Here is a 22,260-nt window from a genome sequence, read left to right on the forward strand (position 1 = left end):
CATGCTTCACCCAGCGCCATCGCCAACGCCAACGCCGTCGCCGTCGCCGTCGCGGTCAGGGGACCGGAATCACCGCAGGCTTGGCGGCATCCTTCAGCAGGAACACGAGGAATCTGGCGGGCTGGTCCTTGCTGGCGTTGCGCCCGACCGTATGCAGGTCGTCAGGCCCTTCATGGAAGCTCTGTCCCGGCGTCAGCGTGACCTCCTTGCCGCCCTTCACGCCCATCACGATCGAGCCTTCCAGCACGTAGATGAAACCGTGTGCGTCGTGGCGATGGATCGGGTCGGCGCCACCAGGCGGATATTCGACGACGAGCGCCAGCACTTCCTTGCCCGGATAGTCAGGCAGTGCCTGGGTCATGACCGGCGTGACGACGGGGGGAGGGGCGTCGTTGCCCTGCTGGCCATGGGCGGCTACAGCGCCCGACCACAGCAGGGCAACCACGCTCAGTGGATGGATGCGCATGGGGATGACTCCTGTGTATCCGTCAGGGGCCCGGGATCACCGCGGGCTTTCCGGCATCCTTCAGCATGAACACGACGAACTTCGCGGGCTTGGTCTGGCTGGCGTTGCGCGAGACCGTGTGCACGTCGCCGGGCTTTTCGCTCCAGCTTTGCCCGGGCGTCAACGTCACTTCCTTGCCGCCTTTCACGGCCATCACGACGGAGCCTTCGAGCACATAGACGAATGCGTTTGCGTCGTGGTGATGGAGCGCGGAAGCGCCGCCCGGCGGGTAGTTGACGGTGAGGACGAGCGCTTCCTTGCCCGGATAGTCGGGCAGCGCCTGGGTCATGACCGGGGTGACGATGGGATGTGGGGCGTCATGGGCTTGCTGGCCTTGGGCGGCTACAGCGCCCGACCACAGCAGTGCGGCCAGGCTCAGTGAATGGTGAATGCGCATTGGGTGACTCCTGCGTTTTCCGACGTGAGGTGGGGATGCATCGAATCCCGCCGGGCGCACGCAGCGCCCAGGGGTTCGACATCAGGAACGCTGGATCCTCAGGACAGCCCTGCCTTGTCCAGCCCGTAGAGCTTGTCGCCGGTCCCCGGCTCGGAGCGGAAGCCGACGCTGATGCGATTCCAGGCGTTGATCGCCATGATGTCGTACGTCAGGTCGACGATCTCCTTCTCGGACAGTTGCGTGCGCACGCTCTCGTAGATGTCGTCCGGCACGCCCTGCGATGGCAAGTGCGTCAGCACTTCGGTCCACGCCAGGGCCGCGCGTTCACGGGGATTGAACAGTTGCGACTCGCGCCAGATGGCGACGTGGTGCAGGCGCAGGGGGCGCTCGCCGTGGATGGTGGCCTCCTTGATGTGCATGTCGACGCAGAACGCGCAGCCATTCATCTGCGAGGCGCGGATGTTCACCAGGTCGCGGATCGACTGTTCAATCGACGACTTGTGTGTCAGCAGGCTGAACTCGACCAACTTCTTGAGCAGTTCGGGAGATTGTTTCTGGTAATCGAGGCGTTGGCTCATGACGAACTCTCCGTTCATGGTGGGGGAGGGCGGGTTGGCATGGCGCCGCCCGGCTTGAGGCCAATTTAGGCAGCGTCGCGATGCACCGGTAGATCGCCGGACGGACGCGCAGTGTTGAGCGCGGCGCACCAATGCAGGGCCGTGTCACAGACCGGGTCGCTGGATCGTCCTTGATGTATGACCACACCCAACGCCCCGGGATCCGCTGCCATGCCTTCGAGCGCCGATCGCGTCTGGTACCTGTTCACGGCCGTGCTGGACAGGTTGCCGCCGGAGGTTCGCGTGGCGTTCCTGCTGCACGAAGTCTTCGAGGCCAGCTACGACGATATCGCCAGGTTGATCGGCCTGCCGGCCGACGCCTGCCGTGCCCACGTCGAGTACGCCCGCGAGCATGCGCTGCCCCTCATACAGCTGCTGGTTGAACCAAAAAAGGCCCCCCTGCAATGAACGCAATGACCCGGATCCCCCCGTCCGTTCAGACCCCGTCGGAGCGCCAGGATGCGTTGACGTCCAGTTTTTCCGCCAGCTATGCCGGCGTCATGGCGTTCATCACGGTCGCCACCGAAGGCAGCTTCGCGCGAGCGGCCGACCGCCTGGGCGTCGGCCGCTCGGCGGTCAGCCGGAGCGTGCAGAAACTGGAGGGACAACTGGGTGCACGCCTGTTCTCGCGGACGACGCGTTCCACCTCGCTCACCGCCGAAGGCGAACTGTTCTTCGAGAACTGCCGCCCTGGCGTCGAGCGCATCCTGCAGGCACTGGAAGAGATGCGCGACCTGCGCGATGGGCCGCCGCGCGGGCAACTGCGGATCAGCTCGCCGCACGGCTTCGGGCGCAAGGTGCTGGCACCGCTGATGCATGAGTTCCGCATGCGCTATCCCGGCATCGGCATCGAGCTGATGCTGGACGAGCGCGCCGCCGACCTGGCCGTCGACCGCATCGACGTCGCCTTCCGCGACGGCCGGCTGGACGACAGCCAGGTGATCGCCAAGCAGCTCATTCCCATGCAGATGATGGTCTGCGCCTCGCCGGACTACGCGCGCCGGCATGGTCTCCCCGAGTCGATCGACGACCTGCACGATCATGCATGCATCAACCGCCGCCTTCCCAACGGCCGCCTGGACAGCTGGAATTTCAAGGTCGACGGCCGTGCCCGCTGCATCACCCCGTCGGGCGACATCGTGCTCAACGACGACGACCTGATGCTGCAGGCGCTGCTGGACGGACAAGGGCTGGCGCAGATGCCGGCGTACCAGGTCTGCGATGCGCTGCGCGCCGGTGAACTGGTGGCCTGCCTGGGCCAGTTCGCGCCCGATGACCGCGGCCACTATCTGTGCTACCTGAGTCGCCGCCAGCTGCCCAAGCGCATCCGCGCCTTCATCGACTTCATCACCACGCAGGTGCGCGCCATGCATCACGACTGCGCCCCGCAGATGGCCAGCATTACCGAGTGCGCAACCGTCGGTGCGCCGCGCGAGGAACCGGTTGCGACCGCTGCGTGACCCGCGGTCGATTGGTGCACTGCAGGCAACACCGTGCATCCGGGTCGATGGCTACTGCAGGGCAGGGCAGGCTCCTATCGTTGGTTCTTCACCCCGGGTTCCCGGCGGCGGTCCCAGACACAAAGAGGTCGAACATGAAATTCGTCGTCATCGGCGGTACCGGATTGATTGGAAGCAAGGTGGTTTCGCGCCTGCGCGGGCAAGGGCATGGCGTGGTCGTCGCGGCGCCGTCGACGGGCATCGACATCCTGACGGGCGAAGGGCTCGACGCCGCGATGGCCGGTGCCGACACCGTGATCGATCTGGCCAATTCGCCGACTTTCCAGGGCGAAGCGCCGCTGGAATTCTTCCTGACCGCCGGGCGCAACGTGCTGGGCGCGGAAGCCAGGGCAGGCGTCGGCCATCACCTGGCGTTGTCCGTCGTCGGCACCGAGAAGTTGTCGTCCAGCGACTATTTCCGCGCCAAGCTCGCGCAGGAACAGCTGATCAAGGCCTCCGGGATTGCGTACACCATCGTGCACTCGACCCAGTTCTTCGAGTTCCTGCCCAGCATCATCCAGTCGGGTGTCGAGGGCGACACGGTGCGCCTGCCGTCTGCCCTGGTGCAGCCCATCGCCGCCGAGGATGTGGCCGATGCGGTCACGCGCCTGGCGCTGAGTCCGCCGGCCAACGGCAACGTCGAGATCGCCGGGCCGGAACGCGAGCCGATGTCCGATCTCGCGCGGCGCTTCATGAGCATCATCCAGGACACACGCGACGTCGTCGGCGACGCGCATGCCCGCTACTTCGGCGCCGAGTTGGAGCGCGACACACTGGTGCCGGCAGGTTCGTCCTGGCAGGGCGCCATGAACCTGGAGCGCTGGGTCGAACAATCCGGGTACGCGAGCAACGCGAAGCGCGCGTAAGCACGAAGCGTTACGGGCGCCCGGCCCGAGTGCGCATGGAAATGCAGGGTAGGCGACGCGACCGACATGGCCGCGCCGCACCCAACCCCCACGACAAGGACACCACGATCCCATGAGCCCGTTGCAGCCGCCACCGACCAACCTGCTCGACAAGTACTACGGCGAGGAAGCCCTGGCGCTCTATACCGGCCGCGTGCGGGTGACCGGAGGCGAAGCGGGGCACGGGCGCGCTTCGGGGGTGGTGAAGTCGGACGACGGTGCCCTCGACGTGAACCTGCGAATGCCCATCGAGCTCGGAGGCCCGGGCGGTGGCAGCAACCCGGAGCAACTGCTCGCAGCGGGCTATGCCGCCTGCTTTCACGGCGCGCTGACGCTGCTGGCGAGCCGGGCCGGCGTGGAGCTGACGGATCCGGTCGTGGACGCGGCGGTGACGTTCGCGCGCGACCCCGTCGACGGGCTGTTCCTGTTGTCGGCCGACATCCGCGTCAGCCTGCCCGGCGTCGACCGGGCGCTCGCCGCCGAACTGGTCCGCAATACCGAGCGCATCTGTCCCTACGCCAAGATGTTCCGTGATGGCATCGATCACGTGGTGGCGGTGGCCCACGAACACGAGCCGCCTCGATAGCGCGACGAAAACCCTTCCAGGAGTAACGGTCCATGCATATCGGAAAATCGTACAAACTCCCGGAGTTCCTTGCGTGGACGCGCCGCACGATCTACGTGCTCGCCGTGCTCAGCGTCGCGCCGGTGGCGCTCTACCAGCTCGCCGGCCTGAAGTGGCTGGCGATCCCATGGGGCATCGTGTTCCTGCTGGGCGCAACGGTTGCGCTGTCGGCGGGCTTCAAGAACGCCCAGGCTTACAACCGCCTGCAGGAGGCATTGCAGGTATGGGAATCGATCGTAAGCAGCAGCCGCATGTGGGGCGCGATGTGCCGGGACTATGTCGCCGACCCTGGGCTTGCCCGCCAGCTGGTTTATCGGCATCTGGCCTGGCTCACCACGCTGCGCCACCAGATGCGCGACGTGAAAGCGTGGGAAACCATGGGCAAGGCGCAGAACGTCGAATACCAGCGCCGGTACGCGATTCCTGAGCGCGAGCAGACGCTCGAATCCGAGCTGATCCGTTATCTCCCGATCGGGGAAACAGATGAGGTGCTGATGTCGAACAGCCGGGCATTGCGGGTGCTCGCGCTGCAGAGCAGGCAGATGAACGGGCTGCTGGCCGAAGGCAGTCTGACGACGCAGCAATTCTGCGAATTCCAGGCGACGGTGCGCCAGTTGATCGAGCAGCAAAGCCGCAGCGAGCGGATCAAGAACTTTCCCTTCCCGCGCCAGCACGCCTTCATCAACTCGCTGTTCGTGCGGATCCTGTGCATCCTGCTTCCTTTCAGCATGATCGGCGAGTTCGAGCGCCTGAACGATGTCGTCGACGGCTGGGCGAAAGGCAACATGGTCTGGCTGAGCGTTCCGCTGAGCCTGCTCATCCTGTGGATGTACACCTCGCTGGACCAGGTCGGGGAGAGCACCGAAAACCCGTTCGAGGGTGGTGCCAACGACGTGCCGATCTCGCACATCTGCCAGGAGATCGAGATGGAGATGCGGGAGATGCTCGGCGAGGCCAACGTGCCGGCGCCGGCCACGCTGGAAGGCGACATCGCGGTATAGAAGCTGCCGCACGGTCACACCGCCGGTCACACCCTCAGGGAGTCTGCTTGCGTCATGCAATGTCTCAGGAACATCCTGCTCAACACCGACAGCTACAAGGCCAGCCACTGGCTGCAGTATCCGCCGGGTACCGACGCGACGTTCTTCTATGTCGAGTCCCGCGGCGGCCTCTACGACCGCACGCTGTTCTACGGCCTGCAGGCCATTCTCAAGGAATACCTGGCCAGGCCGGTCACGCAGGCCGATATCGAGGAAGCCCGCGACTTCTTCGCCGCCCACGGCGAGCCGTTCAACGAAGCCGGCTGGCACTACGTCATCGAACGGCATGGCGGGCACATGCCGATCCGCATTCGCGCGGTGCCCGAAGGCACGGTGGTTCCGACGCACCAGGCACTGGTGACGATCGAGTCGACCGATCCCGATGCGTACTGGGTGCCTTCCTACCTCGAGACCATGTTGCTGCGCCTGTGGTACCCGGTCACGGTGGCGACCATCAGCTGGCACGCCAAGCAGACGATCCGGCAGTTCCTCGAACGCACCAGCGACGATGCGGCGGGGCAGTTGCCGTTCAAGCTGCACGACTTCGGCGCCCGTGGCGTCTCCAGTGCCGAGTCGGCCGCGCTGGGCGGTTCGGCGCATCTGGTCAACTTCATGGGCACTGACACCGTGTCGGGCGTGCTGGCGGCGCGTGCGTACTACCACGAGCCGATGGCCGGTTTCTCGATCCCCGCGGCCGAGCACAGCACGATCACCAGCTGGGGCCGCGAGAACGAGGTCGAGGCCTATCGCAACATGCTGCGGCAGTTCGCGAAGCCGGGTTCAGTCGTCGCGGTGGTGTCCGACAGCTATGACATCTACCACGCGATACGCGAGCACTGGGGCCGGACGCTCAGGGACGAGGTCATTAAATCCGGCGCCACGCTGGTCGTGCGTCCCGACTCCGGCGATCCGGTGGACGTGGTGCACCGATGTCTGGTGCTGCTGGACGAAGCCTTCGGCCACACCGTTAACGGCAAGGGCTACAAGGTGCTGAACCATGTCCGCGTGATCCAGGGCGACGGCATCAACCCGAACAGCATCCGCGCCATCCTCGAACGTGCGACCAGCGCCGGATACGCCACCGACAACCTGGCCTTCGGCATGGGCGGAGGGCTGCTGCAGCAGCTCAACCGGGACACGCAGAAGTTCGCCCTCAAGTGTTCGGCCGCCCGCATCGACGGTCGCTGGATCGACGTCTACAAGGACCCGGTCACCGACAGGGGCAAGCAGAGCAAGCGTGGCCGCATGACATTGCTGCGGCACCGCGAGTTCGGCACCTTCCAGACCGTGCCGGTGCCGCCCGAAGCCGAATCGGTGGCCGATGTGGTCAAGCCGTTGGGCTATGACGATGCGATGGTGACGGTGTGGGAAAACGGACGCCTCGTCCACGACTGGACCTTTGCCGAGGTTCGCAGTCGCGCCGACGGCACACGGCTCTAGTGCACCGATTGCACTTTCACGCGTCCTTGATCGACTCCCAATACCCCAGGCGCTCGGCGAGCAGCTGGGCGCGTTTCCCGGCGTCGGGCCCATCCAGGATGACCAGGTCCTCGGGATCGGCGCGCAGGTAGATGCCCGACGTGCGTGTGACGTTCGGGTTGGCGTCCGAAGAAGAGGTCCAGTTACCGGCTGCGCGATCAGCGGATTCCATCCGGATCTCTCCCGTCCCGTCCAATCGGGGCGCATTCGGCTGCCTGGGGCGTTCGCCCTTCCAGTAGTAAAAGACGCCGGGCGGGTCCTTCTTTTCCCTTGCCGCTTCGCTCCAGTAGCGCGCCGACAGCGTGCCATCGGCCTGCCACGAGCGGCCGTTCACTTCGAGCATCCCGTCGCGATCCCGCGAGATCCGCAACAGGCTTACGGCCGAAAGCTCCTCGGAGCGCTCGGTCAAGGAGAACTGCCACCACAGGCCCTCGACGCCGGCGATGCGGCCCTCGCTCTCGATCGCCTTGCGAAGTTGCTGGTTGATGCTCCGCATCTCGGCAGCGGTTATCGCCGCCTCGTACCGTATGCAGGTGAGGCCGAGGAGATCGCTGGGAAGTTTTGCGCCGCCGGCGTGGAGAATGAAAGTCCGGCGCATTCCCAGGACGCCGCCGAACAATCCGGCCTCGAAGACGACGTTGTCTCGCGGAGAAGCCTGGCCAGCTGCGTTGGGATCGGAAGGGGCCGGGCTGTTGGTGGTCCAGTCGTCCTGAGCGAACACGAAGGCGGCGAAATCGACCTCGCGCACGAGTTCGAGGAGCCGCTCCAGCGTCGTGGTCCCGGGATTGAATGAATCAGTCCAGGGTTCTACATGCGCGACGTCCTGGAGACCGCGCGTCAGTCCCTGCAGGAGCTTGGCCTGCTTTGCCGATGAGCCCAGGAAGATGCGGGGCTTGTCCATCCTTTTCCTCTCGACAGGCGGTTTGACCGGGTCCGTGGCTGTTGCCGATGCGCGCATCCAGGTGAGGCCACGAACCGAGCGGGTGTCGCCCAGGTTAAAGAAACCTGGATAGTTCCGCACCGTCAATCGCCCGGTTGCGATAGCGCCTCGATCGCCAACTTACTGGCGACGTCGTGATCTGCATGTCGTGAAATCCGACGACCTTGGAGACTTGCTGGCCCTTGGCGAGGACTGCCTAGCTCAGCGGTCGGGCACCCACACGAAGCTATCGCCCTGGACCTTGATGTGTCCCAGGCCGGGGAAGGGGAAATGCACCGCGTAGACGTGGAGGTTCTCGTCGGCAGCACGCTGCAGCAGTGCGCGCCGGCTGGCCTGTGCGAGCGGTGCATCCTGGTCGTATTGCACGGTCCAGTCCGGGCGCTGCACCGAGATCACGTAGTGGTGCGCGGCATCGCCCATGTAGAGCAAGCGCTCATTGCCCGACGCGATCTCATAGGCGCTGTGCCCTGGCGTGTGGCCGTCGACGGCCACGGCGGTGACCAAGCCCGGCAGGATCGCTGCATTTGGCTGGAAAGTCGCAACCTTCGGCGTGATCGCGGAAACCAGGGTGGCGACATCGGCCTTGACTTTCAGGGCCTCCCATTCGGGTATCGACAGATGGATGGTGGCATTCGGGAAGGCGAGCGCGCCTTCGGGAGTCAGCAGACCGCCGACGTGGTCCGGATGCCGGTGCGAAAGGAAGATGTCGGTGACCTGTGACGGCTGGACGCCGGCGGCTCGTAGCGAAGCGGGCAGGCGGCCGGCGCGCGCGAAGGTGGCACCCGCCGCGCCGGTGTCGAACAACAGGATCCGCGCGCCGCTGCGGACCAACAGGGGCTGGATGCTCAGGTGCAATACGTCCGTCGGTTGTCCCGCGGCGGCCAACAGCGCGGCGACCTGGTCGCTCGGCTGACCGATGCCGAAGGTCTTGCCATCGTTTGCGACGTCGATGTCGCCGTCCTTCAGTGCGAAGGCGTCGAGCGTGCCGATCCGGAAGCGGAACACGTCGGAATGGGCGGCCGGGTGCGTGGCCGCGGGCGCGACCGGAGTGCCTGTGGCGGCGGGCTGCGGCTTCGAACATCCGGACAGCGTTGCGCCAGCCAGCAGCGCGATCATCAGCATTGAGAACTGGATGCGGAGCATGGGGTGCCTCGATTTGGGAGTGGGCCGCGAAACGCGAGGTCTATTCTTTCCGTGCGCGTGTCAGGGCTGGATCAGTCCCAACAGGCGTGCTCTGTCCACCGCATGCCTGCGGGTGCTGGCAGACAATTTCAGATAGATGTTCTTCAGGTGCCACTTCACCGTTCCCGGGCTGATGTCCAGGACAAGCGCGATCGACTTATTCGACATGCCACGGGCGATCAGGCTCAGGATTTCGGATTCCTTCGAGGTCAGCACGCCATTGTGGATCGGGACCGACCTGACGGCAGCGGGTGGCGCGGCGCCCTCGCGCTTCACAGCCCGAGCGTGCTTGGGGTCGATGATGCCGGCCTCCCATTTGCTGGCCATCTCCAGCGCGAGCGGGTGGGCATGGGTCAGCAGCCAACCGTCCCCGGCCAGCGTGGCCAGATTGATGGCCTCCCTGAGCAGCGGAATGGCCTCTTCGCTTCCGCGCTTCCAGGCGACGACCGAACGCAGCACCATCACCGAGCGTGCTTCACCGCCGCGGTGCAACTGGGTGGCCAGGGCGTCGGCGGCATCCAGCAGTTGTTCGGCTTCATCCACGTCATTGCGCATGAGCGCGGCATCGGCCTTGGCGACCGAAGACACGAGCTGGATTTCTGGCCGCAGCGGGCGTAGCTCTTCGCGTTCGAACTCTGTGGCGATCGCGTCCAGCTGACGCGTCAGCGCGGCGATGGTCTCGTGGTTGTGGCGCAGCGCATGGATGCGGATGCGCTCGGCCACGCTGTACACGGACAGGCGTGGCAGGCGTTCGCGAGCGGCCAGCGCGTCCAATCCTTCCAGCGTCCGCAGCGCACGCTGCTCGTCGCCGTCGCTGAGAGCGATCCGTGCCAGCGTCAGGTACGCCAACACTATGTTGTCGGGGAAGCCCCAACGCTCGATCACGTCGAGCCGGTTGGCGAGCAGGGATTGCGCGGCCAGGGGCTCCCCCTGCCGCTGCAGGGCCGCGGCCAGCACGGACGCAAGCAGGCAGGCGATCATGCTGCGGCGTCCGTCCGGCTCGGCGTCAACCTCCGCAAGCGTGGGACGTATTGCTGCGGCCGCCAGATCGGGCTCGCCATCCCACAGATGGCTAACGCCCCGCAGTACTCGCGAGAATCCGGCGGCCAGCTTCAACGAACCCGTATCGCCGTGGGCCAACGCCTGAGCCACCAGCTCCCGCACCTCACGGGTGCCTCCGGCATGCAGCACCGACAGAGCGGTGACGTTGAGGTATGCCATTGCGAACAGAGGCTCTGCGACGCCATTCACCAGCGGCTTCCAGTTCGCCAGGACCCACGGAACCAGGCCAAGGTGGTCGGCATAAGCTGCCGCAGCGGTGGCGGCCCTCAGGGCCGACACGCGCAGCGACGGTGCCGCGGACGGATCGTCGATGACCTCGCGCGCGATCGCCAGCGCTTCTTCGTGGCGGTTGGTAACCGCGAGGATCATCGCTGCGCTGATCCGTAGCTCCGCATCGCGGGCGAGCACGGCCGCGGGAATGCGTTCAAGCCATTCCTTGGCCTCGACGACCTTGCCCTGCACGCCGAGCGTCCACAGCGACCGGGCCGCATAGCCCTGGGCAAGCACTTCATCACCCGCCGCCAGCGCGTGGTGGGCCGCCTGATGGAAATTTTCGCGATCGGCGTGCCAGTGCGAGACGCGCCCATGCAGTTGGGCCCGTTCCGCGGCAGGCAACTGCTCGAATCGGCTGAGGAGGAAGTCGCGCGCTAGCGAGTGCAGGCGGATCCAGTCGCGATCTTCGCCGACCATCATGATCGGGGTCTCGCTGATGAGCCGTTCGAGTTGCGCGGCGCCGTCCGGCTGACCGCTGACCAGTTCGCAGAGTTCGATGTTGATGTTGTTGAGGATCGAAATGCGCGTCAGCAACGCGACCATCGACGGCGGCAACCGCGACAGCATCGACTCGACGAAATAGTCCTGCAGGTGCCCGCGCCGGGCCGAAAAAGTGCGCACGGCCGAGCTGGGGTCCGCGTCATGTTCGACCGAGGCGATCGCCAGTTGCAGCCCGATCGGCCATCCCTCCGTCGCCTCGTGCAGCAGCGCGCGCTCGTCCAGGGTGAGGCGCGGGCCGAGGTTTTTCTCGAGGATCGCGAGCGACTCCTCGAAGCGCAGGCGCAGATCCTCTGCAGACAGCGTCGCGAGCTTGCCCTTCGCCGCCAGTTCGGCGACCTGCAGTGGCAGCGCCACGCGCGAGGAAATCACCACGCTCAGGTTCGCCGGGGCATTCAGCAGCAGGTACTGGACGGGGTCGCGCAGCGTCGCATCCGGCAGGCGCTCGGCGTCGTCGATGATGATGACGGTCTGGGCGCCGCGTTGGGCGATTTCGGACAGCAGGTCGGTCAGCGCCTCGATGCCGTAGCGGCGGCTGCGATCGTTTCTGCCGCTCGCGCTGCGAACCGACCGTGAGAGGGCCGTGACGAACCTGGCGGGATCGTCCTCGGCGTCGGAACCGAGCCAGGCGACGACGGCCCCGTTCTCGAGCCATCGGCGTCGCCATTGCAGCAGCAGCGTCGTCTTGCCGAAGCCGGCAGGGGCGGCGACGAGGATCGCGGTGCGCTCGTGCACCGCATCCCAGAACTGCAGCAGGCGCTCACGATCGATCGCCGCTCGCGACAGGCGCGGCGGCGTGATCTTGAGGATGATTTCGGACTCGGACATGACGGGACGTCTGGACCGGGCGAGACCGCGAGCCCGCAGATTACCCGATTGTCCAGCTGGCGTCCGTGGCCGCTCTAGGGCGGCCTCCACCGAGTCCATGGGCTTTGATTACGCGGCTTTGGCAACCTGCCGCCGTTGCACCAGCGCTACCGGCGGCAACAGTCGCGCATCTTCGAAATACGACGCTCGAAGCTGCAGGCCCTTGGGCGAGTAGCCGATGAACGTCGAGTCGGCCGACGGCTCGTACGCGCGGTTGTAGTGGGTCGCCAGGAAGCGGTTCTCCAGTTCCAGCAGCACGCCCAGGCTCTCGGGCTTTTCCAGTCCGGCGTTGTGCTCCTGCAGCAGCTGTCGGGCCTGGTTCAAGAACGCGATGGCCTTGCCCTGGCCGCGGAAGTCCGGGGAGAAGAACTGGCGGTAGTAGTACATGGGCTGGCGTAGTCGCGGCAGCACGCGCACGAGAGCGGTGCCCACGGCGCAGATCGCGCCGTCGGCATCGCGGGCGATGCACACGGCCTGGCGCGCGCGGGCGGCGGCCCGTGTGGCGTCAGGGATGGCGCCGTGGCGTCCCCACAGCTCGACCAGCTCGGTGGTGAGCTCGGGGGTGACGTTGTTCCAGACAGGAATGATGTCGAACGACATTTCAGTTACTCGCTATATTCGTTGGGCTAGGGCAGGCGTGCGCCTGGCTCACTTCTTGGCCGGGGCCGCTTTCTGCGCGGCAGCCTGCTGCGACGTCGCCATCGCGCGCACTGCCGCCACGTACTCCGCGAACTCCAGCTTGCGGTTGGTGTTGCCGTCGAAGGTCGACAGCGTCGGCGCCAGCGCGCCGGCGCGCTTGACCAGCGCGAGCTTGTCGTACTCGGTGGGCTCGATCGCGCCGCTGCGGTCGCTGTCGACCGACTGGAACTGCTCACGCAGGCGCAGCTCGATGGCAATCGCCTGCTGCATGCGGGCATAGCCGACCTGGAATTCCGCCAGCGACAAGGCCTTGTCCCGGTTGGTGTCGAGCGCGGTGAAGGCCTGCTCGCCGGGATTCTGCTTGGCGGCCGGTTGCGACGCGACGGGCCGCATCGCCGACGCCTGCACCGCGGCCGGCTTCGGCGAAGCGGCGCGCGCGGCCGTGTGCAACGAGCCCACAACGAGCACGAGTGCGACCATGGAGGTGGAAAGCCTGGAAATGTTCATGCTGCGGCGGCCTCCGCTTCCACGTCGGATTCGAAGGTGATGAGTTCGCGGATCTCCGCGGTACGCAGGCCGACCATCATCGGGTTGCGCACGTTCGGCAGGAACGTGACGTCGAACAGCTCGGTGACGTCGCCATCGAAACGGATCCAGTTCATCACGTCGCCGTTGGTCAGCGACACGATCTGCACACCGCACCACGGCTCCGCGTCGCGCTTGCGCAGTTCCTCGTCGAGCTGCAGGCCCTCGAAGCGCTGGTTGCGCGGCTTGGACAGGCCGACCGCAGCAACGTTGCCGACGATCGACAGGCCGCGCAGGAAGCCCGGGAAGAACGCCAACGGCACGAACTTCTTGTTTTCGAAGTCGACCCAGCCCAACTGGCCGGTACCGGCGTTGAGTACCCACAACTTGCCGTTCGCCCAGCGCGGCGAATGCGGCATCGACAGGCCCTCGCAGACGATCTCGTTGGTGGTGATGTCGATGACGACACCGCCGTCCTGGCGGCGCTCGCGCCAGCCGTCGACGCTGTCGCTCTTGCACACCGCGGTGACGTACTTCGGCTCGCCGTCGACCATGGCCAGGCCGTTCAGGTGGCACCGGTCCTCGGGCGCGAGCTTGCTGATGAAGTCCGGCTTCCAGATCGCCTTGAAGCTGTGCGTCTGGCTGAGTTCGGCCAGGCACGAATACTTGGTGTTGACGAAGACCACCTTGCCGTTCTTGCGGATGCCCAGCTCGTGGATGTCCACGTCGCCGATCGTCTGCGCGTTGCGCGGGACGTAGCACTTGTCGAACTGCTGGTGGATCACCTCGTTGGGGCGCAGCACGTTTTCGAACCGCCACAGCTGGAACAGGCTGCCCAGGTAGATGCGCTGGGCGTTGCCGACGATGCCCATCGCGCGCTCGAAGATGCGCTCGAAGAACGACACGCGGCCCTGCTTGTCGCTGCCGACCAGGTAAAGGCGCCCGGACTGGTAGGACGAGATGCCGAGCGAGATGCGGTTGCTGGCCAGCCACTGGGCCAGGCCGCGCGAGCACGTCTTCTCGACCTTCAGCTGGGTCAGGTCCCGCGGCTTGGCCGCAGCCGGCGCCTGCTGCGCTGCAGCGGCTGTCGCTTCCGCACTCACCGTCTGTGCTGCCGTATCGGTCGCTTCCGCGCTCACCGCTTGCGCTGCGGTCTCGTTCGCTTCCGTGCCCTGCTTGCTCGAACTCTTTCTTGCCATTACTGCTACTCCTCAATGCCCGGCCACAACGGTCGGGGTTGCTAAAACCTCTTTCCGATGGCGTGTGCCGTCGGACGGTGACCACTTTCCGAGCAGCTCATCGCCGCCGGACTCGAATCCGTTCCGGCGGCACGCGGCCGCCGGAACGCTTTGCTGCCTTACCAGTCGTAGCGCACCACCAGCTGGCCGCCGGTGACGCTCTGCATTGCACCGCCGTCGGTCCAGTTCGCGCCGCCGGTGATCGACAGACCGCCCGTGCGGGCACCCAGTCCAAGCTCGACCATCGCGCTGGTGCCTTCAGTGCTGGTGTTGCCCTGCAAGCCGCCGTTGACCGTGTAGTCGAACTCGCCGTCGAACTCGCGGATCGCATTGAGCGAGCCGTAAGGCGTCAGCACCCAGTTGGACGCGTCGAAGCTCTTGTCGAGTGCCATGCCCAGGCGGCCGACCGAAGAGGTGCCGCCGTGGTGAACGAAGGTGGCCTGCTCGGCAACCAGCGGCGAGAAGTCGTCGACGTCGGTGTGCGTGTACTGCGCCTGCGGTACGAGGTTGATGCCCGAGAACGACCAGCCCGTGAAGCCGGCCTCGACGTTGAACGCCGTGGCAGAGGCATCAGCCTTCAGCTCGCCCGCCGGGTAGCGCAGGCGTGCATCGATGTCGAGCCAGCGCATCGAGGCGTCCACGTAGAAAGCGTTGGCCATCCACGTGCCGTACACGCCGTAGCCGTCGCCGTCGAGGCGGTCGCTGCCGGCGCCGTTGCTCAGGCGCTGGCTGCCTTCAGACTGGGCCAGCAGCACGCCCACCGCGAACTGCTCGCCGATGCGCGTATCCACGCCCAGCTCCCAGCCGTTGTTCGACTGATGGAAGCCGAAGTCGCCGCCCGCGCCGAAGTTGCCGCCGTGGCTCGGATCGACGTCACCGCTCTGGGTGAAGTAGCGCACCCACGGAGCCACGCCGACGTCGCCGCCGTTGCGCGGCACCACGCCCATGCGCTGGCGCCAGGTGCCGATCTGGGCGTTGAGCAGGCTCTGCGCGCCCGGGGCGAGGGCAGCCGCCGTCGAACCGGTGTCGTTCACGCCGGTGACCTCGATGCCCAGCGAGAGCACGTCCTGCGCCGCTGCAGTCGCGCCGGCCTGGGACTTGAGGCTGAAGTCGACGGTCAGGAAGTCGTACGGGACATAACGGACGTTGCCCAGCGCGAACTTGCCGGCCTCGATGTTGCCGCCCACGAATGCCAGCGGGATGTCGACGGTCGGTGCGCCCGGCAGGGTGCTCAGGTCGACGTTGATGGTCTGCGAGGTCGAGCCGTTCACCACGCCACCGACATACAGGTGGTCGCTGGTCTTGTGCAGCGCGCTGACGTCGAGGTTGATGGTGCCCTGGCCAGCGAAGTCGCCGACGATGGTCAGCACGTCGTCCGGCGCGCCGTCGCGGAACTCGACCACGCCGTTGTTGCGGAACGGCTGCGCCATCCCGATGGTGTTGTCGCCCATCGCGACGATCGTGCCGAAGTTGTCGAAGGCATTCCTGCCCGCGCCCAGCCCCACGTTGGCGCCGTTCATCGAGATGGCGCCGTGGTTGACGATCAGATCGTTGCCGGCACCGAAGTTCGACGTGCCCACGGCCAGCCAACTGGCGCCGGCGGCGTTGTCGAAGCGGTCGTCCAGATCGCCGGAGGTGATCGCGCCAATGATCGAACCGCTGTTGGCGATCGAGAGCGAAGCCGAAGCGCCGGAGGCGATCGCCACGCGGCTGCCGTTGCCCATCGCGGCAATCGTGCCCGTGTTGGTCAGCGACGTGCTGCCGTAAGCCTCCATCGACACGGCGGTCGCGAAAGCCTTCGAACCGCTGGTGGTGGCGACGATCGAGCCGGTGTTGTCGAACTGCAGGCTGCCGGTGCCCGACAGCAGTACGCCGTACGCGCCGGTGGCCGTGGTGCCGGTGGCCGAGGCCGAGATCGTGCCGGTGTTGCGCAACGAGGACGGAACGTCGAAGCCGCTGGCCTGCAGGCCCGTGGCAAACGCATCGCCCCCCTTGGCGATCGCACCGATGGTGGCGGTGTTGCTCATCAGGTTGCTGCCGGCGTTCTGCATCGACACGGCGGTCGCGTTTGCGCTGGCGCCGTTGGCGCTGGCGACGATCGACGCGGTGTTGTCGAACGCGATTCCGGCGGTTCCTGCCAGCGTCAGGCCCCATGCATCGGCAGCCGTGGTGCCAGTGGCCGAGGCCGAGATCGTGCCGGTGTTCTGCAGCATCTGGATGCCATCGGCCTGCACGCCAACTGCCAGCACGTCGCCGCCCTTGGCGATCGCGCCGAGGGTGCCGGCGTTGGTCAGGGTGGCGCTGCCGTAGGCTTCCATCGAAACGGCGGTCGCAAAAGCATTCGCGCCGTCGGCGGTGGCCAGGAGCGAGCCGGTGTTGTCGAACTGCAGGCTGTCGGCGCCCGACAGCAGCACACCGTACGCGTCGGCGGCCGTGGTGCCGGTGGCCGAGGCCGAGATCGTGCCGGTGTTCTGCAGCGTGAACGGCGTCTGGAAGCCATTGGCCTGCATGCCCATGGCCAGCACATCGCCGCCCTTGGCGATCGCGCCGATCGTGCCCGTATTGGTCAGCGGGGTGCTGCCGTAGGCCTCCATCGACACGGCGGTGGCGAAGGCATTCGCGCCGTCCGCGGTGGCCACGATCGAACCGGAGTTGTCAAACGCAAGGGTGCCGGTGCCCGACAGCAGCACGCCGTACGCGTCGGCGGCCGTGGTACCGGTAGCCGAGGCCGAGATCGTGTCGGTGTTCTGCAGCGAGAGCGACGTCTGGAAGCCATTGGCCTGCACGCCCGTGGCCAGCACATCGTCGCCCTTGGCGATCGCGCCGAGGGTGCCGGCGTTGGCCAGTGCATGGGTGCCGTCGGACTCCAGCGATGCGCCGGTTGCGGTCGCGGCCAGGCCGTAGGCCCCGGCAACGATCGAGCCGGTGTTGTCGACCTGGACGCCGTAGGCGCCGTGAACGACCACGCCGCTGGCGCCGGCGATGTCGCCAGTGGCCTTGGCGCCGATGACGCTGCTGTTCAGCAGCGTTACATCGCCGTAGAAGCTGTTGGCGAGGGCGCCGACGGCGAGGGCGTCATCGGAGTCAGTAACGGCACTGATGTGGCCGGCGTTGGTGATGCCGGCCGTAAGCGCGCCGAGCGCCACAGCGCCGTAACTGTGGCCAACGCCGCCCAGCGCGTTCGCCGTGGCAATGACGTCGCCGCTGTTGTCGATCAGCGAATTGCCGCCGACCACCTCGATGATGGGATTGTCCCAGTCGCAGGTGTATTGGTCGCAGTTGTAGGTGACCGTCTGGTGCAGCGCGAACGCATAACTGCCGACCGCCCAGGCATTGCCACCGGCCGCCGAGGCACTGGCACGGATGTCGCCGGTATTGGTGGTGACGGACTCGTCCTGATTGCGCACGAAAGTTCCGTACGCCGATGCGTAGCCGAAGTCGGCGCTCGCGGCGGCCTCGATGCTGCCGACGTTGTTGATCGTTCCATTCGCGATCCCGGAGTTATATCCGATGGAGCTGCCGAAGGCGGTGGCCACGCTGCCGATCGGCATCTCCGATCCATCCGGAGTAACGACGGCGTGGGACACGATGCTGCCCGCGTTGTAGGTTATGGCGTATTCCATTCCGCCGCGGAAGGTCTGGGTGCCGAACGAGCTGGCGCGCCCTGCATTCTGGTCGTCTTGCAGGCTGCCGACGGAAGCCGATGCCACGATGCTGGCACCGGCCTCATTGACGACGTGGCTGCTGTACTTGCCACGAGCGATCACGCCGTAGGCGGCGACGTTGCCGAATTCGGCGTCTGCAATGGCGGTGACGTCGCCCGCGTTGACGATGGCCGCGTCGTATTTGGCGTAGGCGTAGATACCAGTCGCGCCGGCACCACCCTGGGCCCAGCTGATGCTGTTCTCGGCGATGGCGATGGCATTGACGTCGCCGTTGTTCACGACCAGGGCATCGCCCTGCATGCTGGCGTTGACGACGATGCCGCCCGCGCCGGAGGCGCCGTAGAAGGTATCGAACGCGTTGGCATGGCCGTAGGCGGTGATGGTGCCGTCGTTGACGACCTCGACGTGGTACAAGCCGCCAGCCTCGACGCCAAGCGCGAATGCGCCGCCGAAGAGTTCGGCATCGACGGTCGCGGTAATGCTCGCGTCGGCGGCGTTGTGGATCGACGTGTAGGTAGCGTACGCCTGGACACCGGTGGCGTAGCCGATACCGCCAAGGTTGGACGCGTTCGCTTCGATGCGGCCGTAGTTGGAGAGCGTGGCTTCGCCGCTGCCGTACGGAGCCAGCAACTGTACGCCGGTGGCGTCCGCATAATTGACGGAGACGTTGACGATGCCGCGTTCGGCACGGGCATTGGCACTGATGTCGCCGTGGTTTACGAGCGAGGAGGTACCCGCAATCGACCTGACATAGGCGCCGATGGTGTCGGCCACGCCGATGTCCGTCTTGGAGTAGGTCGAGATCGAACCTTCGTTCTCGATCGATGCACTGCCGTACACGCCCGCCAGGCTTACCGCGCCCCAGGATCCCGCATACCCCTGGCTGGTTTCAGCCGAGGCGGTGATGCTGTTGGAGTTGGTGATCGTCGTTTCGCCATAGCCGTACATGCTCACGGCCACTGCGCCCAGGGCCTTTGCCACCAGGAACCCGTAGGTGCCGCTGATGTCGGTCGTCGCCGAGGCCGAGGCGGAAATGGACCCGCTGTTGTCCACGATCGAGTCGTAGTACACGGCCAGGTTATAGGCGCCGAAAGCAACGGCTTCGTACTGGCCGTACGCTGCCAGCGTGCCGTCGGCGACGGCGCTGATGCTGCCCTCGTTGACGGTGATCGCGTCGAACGCCGACGCGTTGTACAGGCCCCTGGCGCTGGCCTCTCCGCCGGTCGCTTCCGCGGAAATCGTCCCGGTGTTGGTGGCTAGCGCAGTGAAGATGCCCACCGAGGAAGCGCCGGTTGCGCTGACCAGGCCGCCGTCCGCAGAGGCAGTGGCCCGGATGTCGGCGGCGTTGTAGAAGGAGGCGCCGGTGTAGCCGAAGGAATCGGCGCCGTATGCAATGGCGGTGCCGGCGTCGGCGATGGCGCTGGCGGTGAGGTCGCCGTAGTTGTTGATGGCCGAATTGCTGCCGTAGACCCCCGCGCCCGTCGCAACGGCCTGGCCGTCGACGGTGGCGGCGGTGGCAGCGATGGAGTTGTCGTTGAAGATGGTCGCCACGTCCGCGTACACGAACGCGCCGGTGGCATGCGCATTGCCGGCCGCCGACGCGTCGGCGCTGATGTCGCCGCCATTGATCAGCAGACCGACGCCGACGTAGCCTCCGCTCACCAAAGCCCCGTAAGCAGTCGCGTCCCCATTGACACTGCTGCTCCGGCCGGAAATGGCGCCGTAGTTGTTCAGCGAGGCCAGGTTCCCACCGCTGACATAGGCGCCCATGGCAAGCGCGTAGCCGTCCTGCGCGTTGGCGACCGCGCCGATGACGCCTCCGGTCTCATTGGTGAGATAGGAGTACTGATTCGACACGTTGTTCACGCCATAGGCGACTGCGAAGCCGCTATCGACATCGGCACGGGCGGTGATGGAGCCGCTGTTGAGGACGCTGGCGGTGTACGGGGCGAAGGTGTAGCTGCCGGTCGCCGTGGCCGACAGAACGCCGTCGGCGGCGGCACTGATGCTGCCCTGGTTGGTGGTGACCGCGTCTCCATAGACGACCGACACATTGACCATGCCGGTGGCGGCAGCGTGATCTCCGCTGGCTTCCGCGACGATGGTCCCGGTCTCGGTATTGGAGGCGGAGGAACCGAAGTAGTAACCGATGGAGCCCGCGCCCAGTGCGGACGCCTCGCCACCGATTGCGCTGGCGCTGGCGTGGATGTCGTCGGCGTTGTAAACGGACGAATCGAGCAGGCCGAAGGAGTAGGCGCCGGCTGCCGTGGCGATGCTGCCGTAGCCGTTGGCGCTGGCGCTGGCCGTCAGGTCGCCATAGCTGAAGATGGCCGAATTGACGCCATAAATCTTGGCGCCCGTCGCAACCGCCATCCCCCCGTCACCATCGCTGCTGGCGCTAACGACGGTGCTACCGTCGTTGAAGATGGTCGCCACTTCCGAGGTCACGTACGCGCCCGTGGCGAACGCCGTACCGCCGCCCGTCGCCGAGGCGTCGGCGCTGATGTTGCCGCCGTTGGTCAACAGACCGATGCCCGCGGCGCTGCCGAGAATGAGGGCACCATAGGAATACGCGTACCAGCCCGCACTGTTCGCTTGGGCGGAGATGTCGCCGTAGTTGAGCAGGGTGGCCACTTCAGGGGCGGAAACATAAGCGCCGAAGGCGAGCGCCAAGCCGCTCTGCGAGTTCGCAACGACATCGATGTCGCCTTCGGCCTCGTTGAGGACGTAGGACGATTTGCCAGCCGTGCTGAGCACACCCGCAGCCGAGGCGCCCGCGCTGCCATCGGCGTGGACACTGATGTTGCCGGCGTTGTAGGTATTCGCGCTATACAGGTCGGAGTTGTTTTCGACACCGATTGCGAAGGCTCGGCCGGCGGTGGCCGTGGCCATTGCGGAGATCGAGCCGTCGTTGTCCGCCGTGGCGAAGGACCCCGTGGAATAGTTGATTACGCCGACCGCCCGTGCGCCGGACGTGCCACTGGCCGTCGCGTAGATGCCGCCGGCATTGGACGTAGCCGCACTCCCGTAGCGGACAGCCCCGTTGTTCACGGCCTCGGCAGTGACGTAGTCACCGATGGCTTCGGCGTAGATCTTCCCGTCGCTGGCATTATCGGTATAAGCGTTCCCGTACCGGCCCCTCGCCAGATTGAAAACGGTCAGCGCGACGGCAAAGTCGGCGTCGGCTTCTGCGGAGAGCGTCCCGGTATTGGTGACGGTAGCGTCGCGACCACCGCTGTAACCGTAAGCGATCGAGTTGATGGCGCTGGCATATGCCGAACCGCCGTGCGCCTGCGCGCTCGCCAGGATGTCGCCGGCGTTGTCGACGGTCGACCCAGCGGCGTAGCCGAAGGAGTAGACACCGCTTGTACGCGCCACGCCGTCGTCCGCCTGGGCGGCGGCCTGGATGTCGCCCTCGTTATGGACGGTTGGCCCGACCGAATAGCCGAAGGCGTAGACCCCCCTGGCCCGGGCATAGTAGCCATCGGCATTGGCCGTTGCACTGATGCCGCCGTCGTTGGATACGACGGTCTCCATGGAGTTGATCCGCACCGCGGTCGCGTAGGCGCCAGTGCCCCAATAGCCAGCACCCACGCCGGCGTCGGCGCTGATGTTGGCGCTGTTGTCGAGGCTGGCGCTATATCCGTCAAAGATATCGAGGGCGAACACGTTGCCGTAGCCGCTGACGCTGATGTCGGTGCTGTTGTCGATCGCCATGAGGGCGTTGACGTCACCGAGGTTCGCCGCGAACGTGTCATCCGCCTGGTTGTCGATGCCGATGTCACCGCTGAGCGAGAACGCATTTCCGGCGATGAAGTCGTGGATTCCGGCGGCGGCGCCAGCGAACGCATCGCCACCTTCGACGAGCGTGACGTCATAGACGCGGCCGACATCCCACGCCTCGACACCGCCGTTGGTGTCGATGACGGTGCCGGCGTAGCTGAGAACCGAGACATCGCCAGTCCAGGCGGCATTGATGCCGGTCGCCGCCGAGTTGACGCTGGTGGGCGACTGGTCGCCCGGCACCACGGTCAGGTCGACTGGAGGCACGAAGTTCGTGTCCGCGACGGTCTGACTAAACTGATTGAAGCCGCCATGGCATGCGTATGCATGGCTGGCCGTGTCATAGCTGCAGGCACCCGCGGCCATGCCGGCGACAGGGGCGGACAAGGCCAGCGCCGCGGCCGATACGGCGAGTGCGGAGCGGATGGCGCGGGTTACGGGCGCGACCTTGGGGGCCGCGTGGGCGCGATCCTGGCGCTGGCGAGCGTTGCTGGCAGATCCGTTCATTACTTCCCCTGACT

16 protein-coding genes are annotated in these 22,260 nt (G+C 66.2%); 6 read left to right on the forward strand and 10 right to left on the reverse strand.

Going from position 1 to position 22,260, the window contains the following annotated elements; all coding sequences use genetic code 11:
• Positions 1-55: 55 nt before the first annotated feature.
• The 3 genes from J2X06_RS07710 to J2X06_RS07720 form a co-directional block, all read right to left on the reverse strand.
• Entirely contained in the window at positions 56-466 is a 411-nt protein-coding gene (locus J2X06_RS07710; RefSeq protein WP_310060449.1) for a cupin domain-containing protein, read from the reverse strand.
• 22 nt (positions 467-488) lie between these two features.
• The gene (locus tag J2X06_RS07715; protein WP_310060452.1) at positions 489-902 is read right to left on the reverse strand and encodes a cupin domain-containing protein; all 414 of its coding nucleotides are present in this window, start codon (positions 900-902) and stop codon (positions 489-491) included.
• Positions 903-1,000: 98 nt separating this feature from the next.
• Entirely contained in the window at positions 1,001-1,480 is a 480-nt protein-coding gene (locus J2X06_RS07720) for a carboxymuconolactone decarboxylase family protein (protein ID WP_310060454.1), read from the reverse strand.
• Between the two features lie 210 nt (positions 1,481-1,690).
• On the opposite strand from J2X06_RS07720, the gene J2X06_RS07725 reads away from it, so the two are divergent.
• The 6 genes from J2X06_RS07725 (at position 1,691) to J2X06_RS07750 (ending at position 7,028) form a co-directional block, all read left to right on the forward strand.
• Positions 1,691-1,927, forward strand: a complete 237-nt coding sequence (locus J2X06_RS07725; protein WP_310060456.1) for a sigma factor-like helix-turn-helix DNA-binding protein — start codon at positions 1,691-1,693, stop codon at positions 1,925-1,927.
• 5 nt (positions 1,928-1,932) lie between these two features.
• Positions 1,933-2,979 carry a LysR family transcriptional regulator gene (locus tag J2X06_RS07730; protein WP_310060458.1) on the forward strand — a complete coding sequence of 349 codons (1,047 nt, stop codon included), beginning with the start codon at positions 1,933-1,935 and terminating at the stop codon, positions 2,977-2,979.
• Between the two features lie 134 nt (positions 2,980-3,113).
• A complete protein-coding gene (locus J2X06_RS07735) occupies positions 3,114-3,884 on the forward strand; it encodes an SDR family oxidoreductase (protein WP_310060461.1) in 771 nt (256 codons plus the stop codon).
• Positions 3,885-3,996: 112 nt separating this feature from the next.
• On the forward strand, positions 3,997-4,509 hold the full coding sequence (locus tag J2X06_RS07740) for an Ohr family peroxiredoxin (RefSeq protein WP_310060464.1): 513 nt from the start codon (positions 3,997-3,999) through the stop codon (positions 4,507-4,509).
• Between the two features lie 32 nt (positions 4,510-4,541).
• Positions 4,542-5,549 (forward strand): bestrophin family protein, encoded by a 1,008-nt coding sequence (locus J2X06_RS07745; RefSeq protein WP_310060466.1) that lies wholly within the window; start codon positions 4,542-4,544, stop codon positions 5,547-5,549.
• 54 nt (positions 5,550-5,603) lie between these two features.
• Positions 5,604-7,028: a nicotinate phosphoribosyltransferase gene (locus J2X06_RS07750; protein WP_310060469.1), complete on the forward strand. Its 1,425-nt coding sequence runs from the start codon at positions 5,604-5,606 to the stop codon at positions 7,026-7,028.
• A gap of 16 nt (positions 7,029-7,044) precedes the next feature.
• Here the strand turns inward: J2X06_RS07750 and J2X06_RS07755 are convergent, their stop codons facing one another.
• From J2X06_RS07755 to J2X06_RS07785, 7 genes are all read right to left on the reverse strand, one after another.
• On the reverse strand, positions 7,045-7,968 hold the full coding sequence (locus tag J2X06_RS07755; protein WP_310060472.1) for a TIR domain-containing protein: 924 nt from the start codon (positions 7,966-7,968) through the stop codon (positions 7,045-7,047).
• A 240-nt stretch (positions 7,969-8,208) separates the two neighbouring features.
• Positions 8,209-9,150, reverse strand: coding sequence for an MBL fold metallo-hydrolase (locus J2X06_RS07760; protein WP_310060475.1), 942 nt, complete (start codon positions 9,148-9,150; stop codon positions 8,209-8,211).
• Between the two features lie 60 nt (positions 9,151-9,210).
• On the reverse strand, positions 9,211-11,850 hold the full coding sequence (locus J2X06_RS07765) for a LuxR C-terminal-related transcriptional regulator (protein ID WP_310060478.1): 2,640 nt from the start codon (positions 11,848-11,850) through the stop codon (positions 9,211-9,213).
• Between the two features lie 108 nt (positions 11,851-11,958).
• Complete coding sequence (locus J2X06_RS07770; protein WP_310060481.1) at positions 11,959-12,489, reverse strand: hypothetical protein; 531 nt, start codon at positions 12,487-12,489, stop codon at positions 11,959-11,961.
• A 48-nt stretch (positions 12,490-12,537) separates the two neighbouring features.
• Positions 12,538-13,035, reverse strand: coding sequence for a hypothetical protein (locus J2X06_RS07775; RefSeq protein ID WP_310060484.1), 498 nt, complete (start codon positions 13,033-13,035; stop codon positions 12,538-12,540).
• Positions 13,032-14,252 (reverse strand): TIGR03032 family protein, encoded by a 1,221-nt coding sequence (locus tag J2X06_RS07780; protein WP_310060487.1) that lies wholly within the window; start codon positions 14,250-14,252, stop codon positions 13,032-13,034. The genes J2X06_RS07775 and J2X06_RS07780 overlap by 4 nt, the downstream gene beginning before the upstream one ends.
• A 158-nt stretch (positions 14,253-14,410) precedes the next feature.
• Entirely contained in the window at positions 14,411-22,246 is a 7,836-nt protein-coding gene (locus J2X06_RS07785) for a hypothetical protein (protein ID WP_310060489.1), read from the reverse strand.
• Positions 22,247-22,260 lie beyond the last annotated feature (14 nt).

Source organism: Lysobacter niastensis, assembly GCF_031457115.1.
In the GTDB taxonomy this organism is placed as follows: domain Bacteria; phylum Pseudomonadota; class Gammaproteobacteria; order Xanthomonadales; family Xanthomonadaceae; genus Lysobacter_J; species Lysobacter_J niastensis_A.